We start from the raw sequence: 13,878 nt of genomic DNA on the forward strand, positions 1-13,878 counted from the left end.
TGAAGCCTGAGACTTTATAATGACGTCTCAGGTTCATCTATATCATTCAATAGTTAAAATATATTATAGTGAGGGACATTCTAAATTGACAATATTACAAGCAAAGCAAATTGTTAAAACATATGGGACAAAACAAACGATACAAGAAGTGTTAAGAGGTATTGATTTAAACATTGAAACAGGAGAGTTTGTTTCAATTATGGGACCTTCTGGCTCTGGTAAAACAACATTACTTAATGTTTTAAGTTCAATAGATTATTTATCACAAGGATCTGTCATACTAAATGGAAAACAATTGGAAAAGTTATCAAATAGGGAACTATCAGAAATTAGAAAAAAAGATATTGGATTTATTTTTCAAGAATATAATTTATTACACACACTTACTGTAAAAGAAAATATTATGTTGCCTTTATCAGTACTTAAATTAAATAAGGAAGAAATGAATAAACGTTATAGACAAATTACTGAAGCGCTTAATATATATGATATTAGTGATAAATATCCGTCTGAAATCTCAGGGGGACAACGTCAACGAACATCTGCAGCGCGTGCATTTATTACATATCCTAAAATTATTTTTGCGGATGAACCAACAGGGGCTTTAGACTCTAAGAACACTAGAGATTTACTCATACGTTTTGAAAAAATAAATAAAATCTATGATGTAACTATTATCATGGTTACACACGATCCACTTGCAGCAAGTTTTTCTAATCGTGTTGTAATGTTGAAAGATGGCTTAATATTTACTGAAATTTATCAAGGACAAGATAATAAACAATTATTTTATGAAGAAATATTAAGAGCCCAAAGTATATTAGGTGGCAAGGTTTATGAGTTTTAGCTATATTATTTGGAGAAATTTCCTAAGAAATATTAAGCACTATGCTATTTATATGTTTTCATTAGTCATTAGTACTGTTTTATATTTTAGTTTTATTACGATTAAATATGTTCATCATCTCCATATACATGAGTCTTTATCTATTATTAGAGAGGGTTCTAAAATAGGAAGTTATTTTCTATTTATAATCATCGTTGTCTTTATTATGTATACCAATATTCTTTTTATTAAAAGACGAAGTTACGAATTGGGACTATTACAGATTATGGGGTTAAATAAAGTAAGTATTATTTATATGTTTATGTTAGAACAATTGTTTATTTTCTTGATCACTGCAGTTTTAGGTATGATTATAGGGATTGTTGGGTCTAAAATTTTACTTATGATTATATTGAAATTATTAGGTATACATACTTCGGTATCGCTTATTTTTAGTGTAGACGCTATAATTCAAACCTTATTTATTTTAATCATTGCATATATTTTAATTATTCTTCAAGCTATCATTTTCTTAAATAAATATTCTGTTACACAATTAATGGAGTCTGAAGAATATATAGATGAAACAGGTAAACATATTACATTTGGAGAAATTATTCTAGGAATTTTAGGTATTGTTTTCATTTTGGCAGGATATTATTTATCCACACGATTTGTTGAATTATTAGATGATATCGTATTACCTTTTATTATTTTATTTTTAACTGTGATCGGAGCCTATTTCTTTTTCAGAAGTTCAGTGTCTCTAATATTAAAAATAATTAAATCATTTAAAAGTGGAAATGTAACTGTAAATGATGTTATTTTCACTTCTTCATTAATGTTTAGGATTAGAAAGAATGCTTTTTCTTTAACAATCATTTCTATTATTTCTGCTATTACTGTATCTGTCCTATGTTTTGCAGCAATTAGTCGAGGATCTTTAAGTAAAGAAATTTTATTAGAATCACCGTATGAAGTAACAACGAATAACGACACCTTGTCCGAGAAGTTAAAATATCAATTAGAGCAACAGCATATTGCATATAACTATAATTATAAGCAAGTAGTGTACACGCATTTATATAAAGATCATCTATTTGATGTAAATGCAGCTAGACCTTATTCGGTGACTATAACAAGTGAAGATTACTTTTCAAATATTTCTTTGAAAAAAGGACAAGCAGATTTAATTATCCCAGAAGATGTTATTCCTGAATTAACTAAACATCGGCCACACGGAACAACAATGATTGGCACGAAGCGACATCATACTAAAGTTCAACTTCAAAAAGTGATTCATAAAGTTTATTTTAAAGAGAGTGTAGATTTAGGTGGACCGACACTCGTGCTTAATAACGGGGATTATCAATTTATAAAACAACATGTTAAAAATAAGGACATCATTTCTCAACATGGTTTTGATTTAAAACATACAAAAGATATACCTAAATTAGAAAAGACTATCAATCACATGAATCAGAATTTAAAAACTAGAAGTCAGATAGCAAGCGAAATTTCAAGTTTAACAGGAATTTTATTATTTGTAAGTTCTTTTTTAGGTATTGCATTTCTTATAGCAACTGGATGTATTATCTATATTAAACAAATTGATGAAACTGAAGATGAATTAGAAAATTATTCAATATTACGTAAATTAGGTTTTACTCAAAAAGACATGGCTAGAGGTCTAAAATTGAAAGTGGCGTTTAACTTTGGACTACCTTTGGCTATTGCTTTGCTGCATGCATATTTTGCAGCACTTGTATTTATGAAATTTATAGGATTTACAAATCAAATGTCCATTTTTATAGTTATGATTATTTATACAATAGTATATAGTATGTTTGCATTTATTGCTTATAATCATTCTAAGCGAACAATCAATCACTCAATTTAAGAGAGAATATTTCGAGTTTGTAAAGAATTTGTAAATTTATTGTAGAGATGAAAAAATTATGATATTTTCAATTAGAGACAAATTAGGTGTTAAGTAGAAGTGTATCGTAATTGGTATAACATTATATTTACATAAACTTTACAAAAGCTTTCTAAATAATGTTTTAAAATAAGCTATTGTAAATGTAGCTCATTTTTAAATTGTCTTAAATTAAATAATAAACGTGTGATTGATAGCAATCGCTAAAATGGAGGCATTATAATGTTCACTAAGAAAAAGGATAAGTTTATGGTTCAATTAGAAGAAATGGTATTTAATCTGGACCGTGCAGCTGTAGAATTCGGGAAAATGGATTTTAATACCCATTTAGATTTAAAAGCTTATTCTGATAACATTAAAACGTACGAGTCACATGGTGACGAACTTATGCACAAGGTCATTAGCGACTTAAATCAAACATTTATCACTCCTATCGAACGAGAAGACATTCTATCATTGTGTAATGCAATCGATGATGTACTTGATGCAATGGAAGAAACATCTGGAATGTTTGAAATGTATTCAATTGAATATACTGATGAATATATGGCTGAATTTGTTGACAATATTCAAAAAGCTGTCGCTGAAATGAAATTAGCAGTTGGTTTACTTGTTGATAAAAAATTATCTCACATGAGAATTCATTCAATTAATATTAAAGAGTTTGAAACAAATTGTGATGGTATATTAAGACAATCAATTAAACATATCTTTAATAGTGAAACAGATCCAATCACTTTAATTAAAATTAAAGATATTTACGAAAGCTTAGAAAATATCGCTGATAAATGTCAAGCTGTTGCTAACAACTTTGAAACAATTATCATGAAAAATAGCTAAGGGAGTTTTAAATTATGGAATATGTATTAGTCATCACTATAGCTATCGTTGTATTTTCTCTAGTCTTTGACTTTATCAATGGTTTTCATGATACAGCAAACGCAATTGCTACTGCGGTTTCTACACGTGCATTGACACCAAGAACAGCTATTTTTCTAGCTGCAGTTATGAACTTTATAGGTGCACTTACTTTTACAGGGGTAGCTGGAACAATTACTAAAGATATTGTAGATCCATTTAAGTTACAAAATGGTCTAGTAGTAGTATTAGCGGCTATTATTGCTGCTATTGTTTGGAATTTGGTTACTTGGTTATATGGTATACCAAGTTCTTCATCGCATGCCTTAATCGGCGCTATTGCTGGAGCTGCAATAGCTGCACAGGGGTTTACAGTATTACATTACCAAGGTTTTACTAAGATTATCATTGTATTAATTATTTCACCAATTATCGCATTTTGTGTTGGTTTTATCATGTATACAATTGTTAAAATTGTTTTTAAAAATGCGAATCTTACGAGAGCAAATCGTAATTTCCGCTTTTTCCAAATGTTTACTGCAGCGCTTCAATCATTTTCACATGGTACAAATGATGCTCAAAAATCAATGGGTATTATTACTCTTGCCTTGATTGTAGCGAATTTACAAGATCCAACGAATGTGGAACCAGCATTATGGGTTAAAATTGCTTGTGCCACAGCAATGGGTCTAGGAACTGCAATTGGTGGTTGGAAAATTATTAAAACAGTAGGCGGAAATATAATGAAAATACGACCTGCTAATGGGGCAGCTGCTGATTTATCTTCAGCATTAACGATTTTCGTTGCTTCATCATTACACTTCCCATTATCTACTACACATGTTGTATCGTCATCAATTTTAGGTGTAGGTGCGTCAAATCGTGCAAAAGGTGTAAAGTGGAATACGGCTCAACGTATGATTATTACATGGATTATTACGTTGCCAATTTCTGCTATTTTAGCAGCAATTATATTTTGGATTTTAAATATTTTTCTTTAAGGTAAATTAACCACAAAATAAGCTTGAGACATAAACATGTCTCAAGCTTATTTTGTGGTTTGAATCATATTAATGAATATAGTTATAGCTAGAAACTAATGAAGCAGGAATCACACGAGTATCTGTATTATAAGGCCCATATGTATAATTCATTTCTGAAATTAGAATACTACCATCTGGATTCACACGCTCCACATATGCTACATGGCCATAATACCCAGCAGTCGATTGCATAATTGATCCAACAGTAGGGGTATGATTAACAATATAACCATCTGAAGCAGCATTATAAGTCCAATACTTAGCATCAGACCAATATGTACTAATGGGTGATCCAGCTTGAGCGCGACGATTAAATACATACCACGTACATTGACCAGCAGTGTATAAATTTTGATGGTTAAAGGTTGGTGAAGAATAACCAGTGCTTTGAGAAGCAGTAGTAGACGATGAGTTTGTAGTACTCGAACTACTTGGAATTTTTATTATTTGACCAGGGTAAATTAAATAATTTGAAAAATTATTTGCATTCATTAAGTCAGTAACTGAAGTTCCATATTTATTAGCGATACGAGAAAGTGAATCACCAGATTGAACAGTATAAGTAGTAGAAGCCTTACTTGATAAACTACTTGATGTAGTAGTAGATGATCCATTAATAGTTAGTACTTGTCCTGGAAAAATTAAATTACCATTTAAGTGATTATTTCGTTTAAGCTCATCAACAGGCATATTGTATTTGTTTGCAATACTCCATAAGGAATCTCCAGGTTGAACAGTATATTGTGTTGATGCTTCAGCATGATGAGAGAAAAATGCTACAGCGCCTGACGCAATAGACAACGTAAAAGCTAACTTTTTCAAACTACGTATCCTCCTTGAATTTTAAAATTTATTTTTAGAATTTAATATTGTTAAATTTGTATAATTCATCTTTTTATATCACATGCATATACTATCAAAAAAATATAAGAATATGTGGGTTGTTATTATCTTGTAATATTATTAAAAGTAATACTATTTTTTGTAAATAGATAAAAACCTTGATACAGTAGTCTTTAACAGTTTTATTTAGATAAAATTAAATTTTTTTAAAAAGAAATTTGTAATATTTCTTATAGTAAAATTGAAGCAAGTACGTATCATGTAAGAAGTAGGTTGAATTGTGTTTAATGATTTAAACTTGTAATAATTTTTATATTTTCTTGATAGGATGCTTACTTAAAAGTAAATAAATTATACTATTTTTGTATTCCCAACAAATATTGTACAATATTTGTAAGACACTATTTAAAAGAGGAGTATAAGATGTCAAGTTCTTCAAATTTAGTAAATCATCAACATCAGAGCGTACGTTCAAAAGATAATACTCGACAAAACCATGCATATCGTAAAGTTTGGCTATTTTTTACATATTATTGGCTTATTTTTGGGATTGGCTGTTATTTAGGTCAATATTTGCCTGTAGAATGGCGACGTCCTTTATCAATTACATTATTTGTCATTGTATTAGCGACGTTATTTATTAAAAGAGCACGTAAATATGGTCTTATTATTTCGCATATCTATGCTATTATTATTGGTTTATTATCGTATGCAACATTTTCAATGTATATGCAAAATTTAGGAGCAGAGGTTTTTTATAAAAATATATTGTTAGCCATTATAGCATTCATTGTATTTGGAATATTGGGGTATTTTGTTATTCATGATGCTTCTAGCTTAGGTAAATATTTATTTGTAACGTTAATTGCCCTTATTATTGCTAGTCTAGTTGGCTTATTTATTCATAATTCAATATTCCATATCGTTATTACAATGGTTAGTTTAGTCTTGTTTTTACTATATACATTATTTGATTTTAATCGCATGAAACATGGTAGATTTACGTCAAGAGAAATGGGGTTTAATTTATTTCTTAATTTATTAAACATCATTAAAGATATATTGAATTTAGCAAACCGCTTTAAAAACTAGACATTCATATTTATAATAAGTTGAATATTTAGAAAAGATGTTCTCATATTGTTTTCAAAACATTTTAAATAAAGAGTAGTCTAAGCTGTTTATTTTATTAAAGTAAGAAGGCAATTATAGAGCATCTTTTTTAAATAATTATGAAATATATTTAATACAAAATCAAACTTAATTTAATTTTATACATATTTTTGATTTAGTATTAATGTTGTGATAGATTTACATTTAAACACTTATAAATTAGCATTTTTATATAAACACATTAAAAGAAGGACTACCAAGATTAGAAAGAGGTTAGTATATGTCTAATGGGTATTTTCACGTACTTACTAAGCATGAATATCAAATGACACGTTGTCAAGATGGTATCATATTGCTGTTCCCAATAGAAGGTTCATTAGAAATTCAACATTTTGCCAAAAAAGTGACGATTAATAATGATATCTACGTCATAAACAATAAAGATATTTTTTCAATTAATAATAATGAGAAAACATTAATGATTTATATTGCAAGTGATTGGTTTAAAGAAGAAGGATTTAATTTCTTTGATTATAAATATTCAATTAATTTAGTTAAATCTATTAATGCAATAAAAAAAGCATTATTACAGATAACAATGAATCATATTAATCATAAATCTGTTTCAGAAGATAACAAATACATAGTTGACATTGTTCAAATTATTGGAAGACAAGGTAGTGTTGAAATAGATATTGCTAATGATCAATATAATTATGCTTATTATGGGGAGTTAAGTGAAGTATTAGACTATATTAATGAAAATATTGAAAAGAAATTAACATTAAAAGACGTTTCATCTAATCTATTTACATCTAAATCTAATTTATCATCACAATTTACACAGTTGTTAAATATTAGTTTTAAAACTTATGTAGACACTTTGAAGATTGCAAATTCATTTGAATTATTATTGAAAACAGATGATACGATTAGTTTAATTAGCGAAAAAGTAGGGTTTAGTAATGCATCAAGTTATTCTAAAACGTTCAAAAGTTATATGGGAATGACACCAAATGAGTATAGATCATGTAATAAATATGAAAAAATGATTTTTATGGATTATGAAACTCATATTGATGATAGTCTACAAAATATAAGAGATATGATTCTGTCACAACAATATTATTATCAAAAGAAAACAGAACATAAAATATATCTCGATGCAAAATTAGATACGTTTATCAAACCTTATCAATGTGTAGTACAAATCAATACGATTGAAGAAATAAAACTGTTATTTTTAGAGAAATATATAGATTATCTTGACGAGAGTCCATCATTAATGATTTATGTAAGAGTGGATATGAAGGAAATAAAAGAACACTTCACTGTTAAAGAACTTCAGCGAATATTTGAATATATTATTAGAAAAAATCTAAATATAAGTTTTAAACTTGAGGATTTAAACCTAATTAACTTTCTTGAAATGACATATGAAAATGTATTAGATTATCTTGAAATACACCAAGTTGAAGTAAATGTAAATCATGAATTAGGTATTGTTTTTGATTTAGAAAAGATTGATCTAAAAGCCATTTATCGTATGATATTAAAAATACAACATAAAACAAATCGGTTTTCTTTTGGATTAGAAATTAGCAAATTGCTAAATAATCCAGTTTTATTTAAAACTTTAGAATCGCAAATTAAAAGAGTGAATTTCCAATTTCTGTTTATTGATAATTCAAAACTAAATCAACCCTATTTAATAGAAGGTAATAATCGTTTATTAGTAAAGAATATATTACATTATCAAAATATACGTGAAATTTTAAATCACATTGATTTAGAAAATCAAAGAATCATATTTTTAAACGTTGAAAATCATGTGTTTTTAAATAGTGAGTATAATGACTTAAATAGTAGTGCCCCGTTAATTGTAGAAACAAATATTAAATCAGCTCAACACTTTGACGGTATTGGTTTCAATTTTAGACAGGATAGTCATCAATTTAATGCTTTACATCTTTTTGATGAAAAAGGTTTTAAAACAATATTAGGAACAATGATGGCACATATCATGACGCTTAGTCAAGAACCAAAATACATTAAAGATCATTATATAGTGATTGAAAAAGAAAATAAATTCATACTATTTATATATGATTGGCGTGTTCTAGAAAGTGAATCACGAAATGCTAATTATGAAAAAACTGATATATATGTAGATTTTAAACATAAGACAAATAAAAATCATCTTATAAAAATTCAACAGATTGATGATTATAACGGCAATATTAATCATATTATTACTGAAGACATACGTAATCGTTATCAATGGTCTAAAACATTCTTGAAGAAAGTAAATCGTTTATTACATCCTTCTTTTAAAATTAGAGAACACAACTTTAATAAAGAGGCATTACAAATTAAACTTGATTATAACGGGCTTTATATAATTGAGATATATAAATAATAAATTTCATCTCAAAAAAGTTTTACACAACAATATTTGAGTTTGTTGGTAAATTTAACAAAAAATTCAAAACAAATGCAAAAGACAGAACTCCAAAATTAAAGGATAATATATGTTGAATTGTTCGCTTTTATTGGAGGTGCAAATGCTTGAGTAACGATGAATTAAATCGCTTGCTGAAAATCTATAAACAATATAAAGCGTTGTCTGAATATATAGAGAAAGAATACAAACTAACCTTAAATGATTTAGCTTTATTAAAATTAGCTTATGAATACACAGCAGACGATCAAATTTTAATGCAAACATTCTTAAAAGTTGCAATTGAAGAACTAGAATTAAGTAGAACAAAATTACTTGTTTCTATACGCAGATTAATAGAAAAAGAGAAATTAAGTAAAGTTCGATCAACAGAAGATGAACGTAAAATTTTTATCTATATGAACAAATCTAATATTGATCAATTTAATGCTTTATTTAATGATGTAGAAAGATTTTTAGATAATTAACTAAATGAATTGGGAGAGTACTGACAAGGGGATGCTTTGTCAGTATTTTATTTTTTATAAGGAAGTAACGTTTTTTTCAATTTAGACAATAAATTATTAATACTATATAATAAGTATTATTGAGTAAGAAAGCGAGATGACAATATGGGACGTAAATGGAATAATATTAAAGAAAAAAAAGCCCAAAAAGATAAAAATACTAGTAGAATATATGCAAAATTTGGTAAAGAAATTTATGTAGCAGCTAAATCAGGAGAGCCAGATCCTGAATCAAATCAAGCATTAAGACTTGTGCTAGAAAGAGCAAAAACATATTCTGTTCCAAATCATATTATAGATAGAGCCATCGATAAGGTTAAAGGCGGTGGAGATGAAAATTATGACCATCTACGTTATGAAGGATTTGGTCCAAGTGGTTCTATGCTTATTGTAGATGCCTTAACTAATAACGTGAATCGTACAGCATCAGATGTTAGAGCAGCATTTGGAAAAAATGGTGGTAATATGGGTGTATCTGGTTCAGTGGCTTATATGTTTGACCATACTGCAACGTTTGGTGTCGAAGGAAAATCTGCCGATGACGTCCTAGAAACATTGATGGAACAAGATGTAGATGTAAGAGACGTTATTGAAGAAGATGGCTTGACGATTGTGTATGCAGAACCTGATCAATTTGCACAAGTACAAGAGGCACTACGTCAATCAGGTGTAGAAGACTTTAAAATTGCAGAGTTTGAAATGTTACCTCAGACTGATATTGAACTTTCAGCAGATGATCAAGCAACACTTGAAAAACTTATTGATGCACTTGAAGATTTAGAAGATGTTCAAAATGTTTTCCATAATGTGGACTTAAAATAGTGAAACACACGGCTTCGTTTTGGATACAATCGTTAGACTTGGAATCTCATCCAGAAGGTGGATATTATAAAGAAACTATTCGACCGGAGGGTGTAAAGAAAGATGAAAGGGCATCTTTTAGTAGTATACTTTTCTTATTAAAAGCAGATGATATTTCGCATTTTCATCGTATAGATGCTGATGAAGTATGGTATTATCATGCTGGTGTATCACTAGAGATACATATGTTAACTGAAGATGGCCAATATCGTAGTGTCTTGTTAGGTCCAAATGTAGACCATGGAGAAGTACTACAATATGTTGTTCCCAAAGGAACCATTTTTGCTTCGAGTGTACCTCATTCGGAAGGTTATAGTTTAGTAGGCTGTATGTGTCAACCTGCATTTGAATTTAAGTATTTTGAATTATTCACACAAGATGAGTTGACAGAAGCATATCCACAATATCGCCGAATGATTCAAAAATATGCATTGAAAAACATTGAGTATTAATAATTAGACACTTCATTAATCGAGTTAAGTATAACTACATTAATGAAGTGTCTTTTTTAAAAAGATTTATTTTAAAAAGAGATAGAGGACAACATTTCTGACCATTTTCTATTCAGCAGTGCCAAAAAGTTCATTAGCTAATTCTACAACATAGGCTAATTTGTTCCATTGTTCTTGTTCAGTTAGAGCGTTGCCTTCTTCTGTAGAAGCAAAACCACATTGTGGACTAATACAGATATGGTCAATATTTACATATTGTTCTGCTTCTTTAATTCTTTTTTTAATTGTTTCTTTATTTTCCAATTCACCTGTTTTAGAGGTGATCAGTCCTAGAACTGCATAAGCATTGTCATTAAAGAAACGAAGCGGTTCGAAATCACCTGAACGTTCATCATCATACTCTAAAAAGAAACCATTTAAATTTTCTTTAAATAGATAAGGGGCGATGGCTTCATATCCTCCAGAAATTGCCCAAGTTGATTTATAGTTACCACGACAAATATGAGTAGTCAGAATTAAATCATTTGGTAGTCCTTCGATAGCTTTATTAATCACTTTATAGGCTAAATCACGTGCTTTTAGTTTTTCATCTTCAGAGCGTTGACGACCTCTCACTTTTTGAGTACCGTCAGTTAAACCAGCCCAGTATACGTCATCTAATTGAATATAGCGTGCTCCTAAGTCATAAAATGCTTGTAACGTCTCATGATAAACTTTTGCAATATCATTTGCAAAATCTTCTATATTAGGATAAATCGTTTCGTTTAAAATATTAGGATGGAACAATTGATTTGGACTAGGTATTGATACTTTAGCAGTTGCGCGACCAGCCACTTTTTTATATAAAAACTTAAAGTGTTCAAAGTGTGGGTGATTTGGATTAAATGATACTTTGTCCACAATTCTCACATTATGTGCACGTGTTTCTACACCTTCGAATTCTAATCCATGATCAGGAGTATATCCTTCAACGCCATTAATATTCTCTAGAAAATCAAAGTGCCACCAACTTCTACGAAATTCTCCATCTGTAATGCTATGTAAACCAATCTCAATTTGTTTTTCAATAATACGTTCGATTTCTTCATCTTCAATACGTGTTAATTCATCTAAAGATAATTCGTTATTATTAAATTTAAATCGTGCTTCTTTTAGGCGCTTAGGACGTAATAAACTTCCCACGTGATCTGCTCGAAAAGGTCTAACTGTCATAATTAAAAACGCTCCTTTTATTTAGAATTTTCAGATAATATAGAATAAAACTATCAAAACTTAGTGTTTTTGTCAATTTTACCTAAAAATTTAATAGTTATAGTAAAATGAAATTGAAAATTTAAATAATTTATATGTTAAAAGTAATAAAACATGCCATAAGATGACATGGTTTACTTAGTTTAATATAATAATGACAAGGAGTTGGTGGCTTTGTGAAAATTAAATACATAGATAAACGTCACTGGCGTCGCCTAATTGAACGTGATTACATAGAAGTTAAGGTAAATAATAATAGGTTTAAAGGTATTATTGGCTTGGTCACGATGAAAAAGGTGCGTGAGCCTTTAGAGGTGACGGTGGTCGATCAAAATGTAGTTGTAGTAGATAATAACTATAAATGGTTACAAATTCTGCCGGAAAAAAAACGCTATAGTATTACTGCAATGTTTGATGATAAGGGGAATCCATTAGAGTACTATTTTGATATTAACATTAAAAATATTACTCAAAAAGGGAACGCGAGAACATTAGATTTATTTTTAGATGTGCTGGTTTTACCATCTACTGGTGAATATGAGTTAGTAGATGAACATGATTTAGAACTAGCTTTGAAAAATGGACAAATTACGAAGAAACAATTCCATGAAGCCTATATTATCGCGCATCAATTGATGATTGAGATTGATGACAATTTTGCAGAGATACATCATCGAATTATGCATTGTTATAAAAAGATGATAGGTAAATTAAATAAGCATAAGAAAGCGTAATTATATTTCTTTAGTACTAAAACAATAATGAAATAGTATCAATTTTATTTACCATCATAGCCGTATTCGTGGATAAACATAAGGGGGAAGCTATGAAAATTGAAGATTATCAATTATTAATTACATTAGATGAAACGAAAACGTTAAGAAAAGCTGCTGAAATTTTATATATATCACAACCAGCAGTCACGCAACGCTTAAAAACAATTGAACATGCGTTTGGAGTAGAAATATTTATTCGTACTAAAAAACAATTGATTACTACTACAGAAGGTGCAATGATCATCGAACATGCACGTGATATGTTGAATCGAGAAAAAATGTTTTTCGATAAAATACAAGCACATATAGGAGAAGTAAATGGAACCATATCTATAGGATGTTCATCTTTAATTGGACAAACAATATTGCCCCGTGTATTGAGTTTGTATAATACACAATTTCCTAATGTAGAAATACAGGTTCAAGTGGGTTCAACAGAGCAAATTAGGTCTAATCATAGAGATTATCACCTTTTAATTACTAGAGGGAATAAAGTAATGAATTTAAAAAATATCCATTTATTTGATGATGAACATTATTTTATTTATCCAAAAGAACGTCATGAAGATGTTTCAAAATTACCATTTATTGAATTTCAAGCAGATCCAATATATATAAATCAAATTAATCATTGGTATAGTGAAAAATTTGGACAAGATTATCATGCTACTATTACAGTAGATCAAGTGGCAACATGTAAAGAAATGCTAATAAGTGGTGTAGGCGTAACTATTCTTCCAGAAATAATGATGAAGAATATTGATCATCACGTATTTGAATTTGAAAAAGTCAACATTGATGGTCTTCCGTTAATCCGCTCAACGTATATGAGTTATGATAGTAGTATATTGCAACTACCACAAGTTGATGCTTTTGTATCTTTAATGCTTAATTTTACTAAATAATAGTTAATCAATATTGCAATTTAAAAGAAGAATAGAGGTATAGT

13 protein-coding genes are annotated in these 13,878 nt (G+C 28.9%); 11 read left to right on the plus strand and 2 right to left on the minus strand.

From position 1 onward, the window contains the following. Window positions 1-85 precede the first annotated feature (85 nt). From CD034_RS01925 to CD034_RS01940, 4 genes are all read left to right on the plus strand, one after another. Entirely contained in the window at window positions 86-847 is a 762-nt protein-coding gene (locus CD034_RS01925) for an ABC transporter ATP-binding protein (protein ID WP_037556016.1), read from the plus strand. Then, entirely contained in the window at window positions 837-2,726 is a 1,890-nt protein-coding gene (locus tag CD034_RS01930) for an FtsX-like permease family protein (protein WP_002488578.1), read from the plus strand. The genes CD034_RS01925 and CD034_RS01930 overlap by 11 nt, the downstream gene beginning before the upstream one ends. A gap of 261 nt (window positions 2,727-2,987) precedes the next feature. Beyond that, window positions 2,988-3,605 carry a DUF47 domain-containing protein gene (locus CD034_RS01935; protein WP_002449132.1) on the plus strand — a complete coding sequence of 206 codons (618 nt, stop codon included), beginning with the start codon at window positions 2,988-2,990 and terminating at the stop codon, window positions 3,603-3,605. A gap of 14 nt (window positions 3,606-3,619) precedes the next feature. Then, entirely contained in the window at window positions 3,620-4,624 is a 1,005-nt protein-coding gene (locus CD034_RS01940) for an inorganic phosphate transporter (RefSeq protein WP_002449135.1), read from the plus strand. 69 nt (window positions 4,625-4,693) lie between these two features. On the opposite strand, the gene CD034_RS01945 is transcribed toward CD034_RS01940, so the two are convergent. Then, the gene (locus CD034_RS01945) at window positions 4,694-5,488 is read right to left on the minus strand and encodes a LysM peptidoglycan-binding domain-containing protein (RefSeq protein WP_002488573.1); all 795 of its coding nucleotides are present in this window, start codon (window positions 5,486-5,488) and stop codon (window positions 4,694-4,696) included. A 444-nt stretch (window positions 5,489-5,932) separates the two neighbouring features. Here CD034_RS01945 and CD034_RS01950 point away from each other — a divergent pair, with 444 nt between their 5' ends. The 5 genes from CD034_RS01950 (at window position 5,933) to CD034_RS01970 (ending at window position 10,902) form a co-directional block, all read left to right on the plus strand. Continuing rightward, complete coding sequence (locus tag CD034_RS01950; protein ID WP_002449555.1) at window positions 5,933-6,601, plus strand: Bax inhibitor-1/YccA family protein; 669 nt, start codon at window positions 5,933-5,935, stop codon at window positions 6,599-6,601. A 301-nt stretch (window positions 6,602-6,902) separates the two neighbouring features. Continuing rightward, on the plus strand, window positions 6,903-9,041 hold the full coding sequence (locus tag CD034_RS01955; protein WP_077699608.1) for a helix-turn-helix transcriptional regulator: 2,139 nt from the start codon (window positions 6,903-6,905) through the stop codon (window positions 9,039-9,041). A 149-nt stretch (window positions 9,042-9,190) separates the two neighbouring features. After that, window positions 9,191-9,550 (plus strand): transcriptional regulator, SarA/Rot family, encoded by a 360-nt coding sequence (locus CD034_RS01960; protein ID WP_002449574.1) that lies wholly within the window; start codon window positions 9,191-9,193, stop codon window positions 9,548-9,550. Window positions 9,551-9,694: 144 nt separating this feature from the next. Then, window positions 9,695-10,411, plus strand: a complete 717-nt coding sequence (locus CD034_RS01965; protein WP_103288084.1) for a YebC/PmpR family DNA-binding transcriptional regulator — start codon at window positions 9,695-9,697, stop codon at window positions 10,409-10,411. Beyond that, complete coding sequence (locus CD034_RS01970; RefSeq protein WP_049335017.1) at window positions 10,411-10,902, plus strand: cupin domain-containing protein; 492 nt, start codon at window positions 10,411-10,413, stop codon at window positions 10,900-10,902. Before CD034_RS01965 ends, CD034_RS01970 begins: the two co-directional genes overlap by 1 nt. 108 nt (window positions 10,903-11,010) lie before the next feature. Here the strand turns inward: CD034_RS01970 and CD034_RS01975 are convergent, their stop codons facing one another. Then, the gene (locus CD034_RS01975) at window positions 11,011-12,114 is read right to left on the minus strand and encodes a 5-methyltetrahydropteroyltriglutamate--homocysteine S-methyltransferase (RefSeq protein ID WP_049418598.1); all 1,104 of its coding nucleotides are present in this window, start codon (window positions 12,112-12,114) and stop codon (window positions 11,011-11,013) included. A 215-nt stretch (window positions 12,115-12,329) separates the two neighbouring features. On the opposite strand from CD034_RS01975, the gene CD034_RS01980 reads away from it, so the two are divergent. Beyond that, entirely contained in the window at window positions 12,330-12,887 is a 558-nt protein-coding gene (locus CD034_RS01980; RefSeq protein ID WP_002449585.1) for a ribonuclease FAU-1 family protein, read from the plus strand. A gap of 92 nt (window positions 12,888-12,979) precedes the next feature. After that, window positions 12,980-13,834 carry a LysR family transcriptional regulator gene (locus tag CD034_RS01985; protein ID WP_002455654.1) on the plus strand — a complete coding sequence of 285 codons (855 nt, stop codon included), beginning with the start codon at window positions 12,980-12,982 and terminating at the stop codon, window positions 13,832-13,834. Window positions 13,835-13,878: the final 44 nt, after the last annotated feature.

The sequence above is a fragment of the Staphylococcus hominis subsp. hominis genome, from assembly GCF_002901845.1.
In the GTDB taxonomy this organism is placed as follows: Bacteria; Bacillota; Bacilli; order Staphylococcales; family Staphylococcaceae; genus Staphylococcus; species Staphylococcus hominis.

What these genes read in the sequence shown, in the direction of transcription:
- CD034_RS01940 (WP_002449135.1), top strand. Translation starts at nt 3,620, where the DNA reads ATGGAATATGTATTAGTCATCACTATAGCTATCGTTGTATTTTCTCTA.
- CD034_RS01975 (WP_049418598.1), bottom strand. Translation starts at nt 12,114, where the DNA reads ATGACAGTTAGACCTTTTCGAGCAGATCACGTGGGAAGTTTATTACGT.
- CD034_RS01965 (WP_103288084.1), top strand. Translation starts at nt 9,695, where the DNA reads ATGGGACGTAAATGGAATAATATTAAAGAAAAAAAAGCCCAAAAAGAT.
- CD034_RS01985 (WP_002455654.1), top strand. Translation starts at nt 12,980, where the DNA reads ATGAAAATTGAAGATTATCAATTATTAATTACATTAGATGAAACGAAA.
- CD034_RS01950 (WP_002449555.1), top strand. Translation starts at nt 5,933, where the DNA reads ATGTCAAGTTCTTCAAATTTAGTAAATCATCAACATCAGAGCGTACGT.
- CD034_RS01930 (WP_002488578.1), top strand. Translation starts at nt 837, where the DNA reads ATGAGTTTTAGCTATATTATTTGGAGAAATTTCCTAAGAAATATTAAG.
- CD034_RS01935 (WP_002449132.1), top strand. Translation starts at nt 2,988, where the DNA reads ATGTTCACTAAGAAAAAGGATAAGTTTATGGTTCAATTAGAAGAAATG.
- CD034_RS01955 (WP_077699608.1), top strand. Translation starts at nt 6,903, where the DNA reads ATGTCTAATGGGTATTTTCACGTACTTACTAAGCATGAATATCAAATG.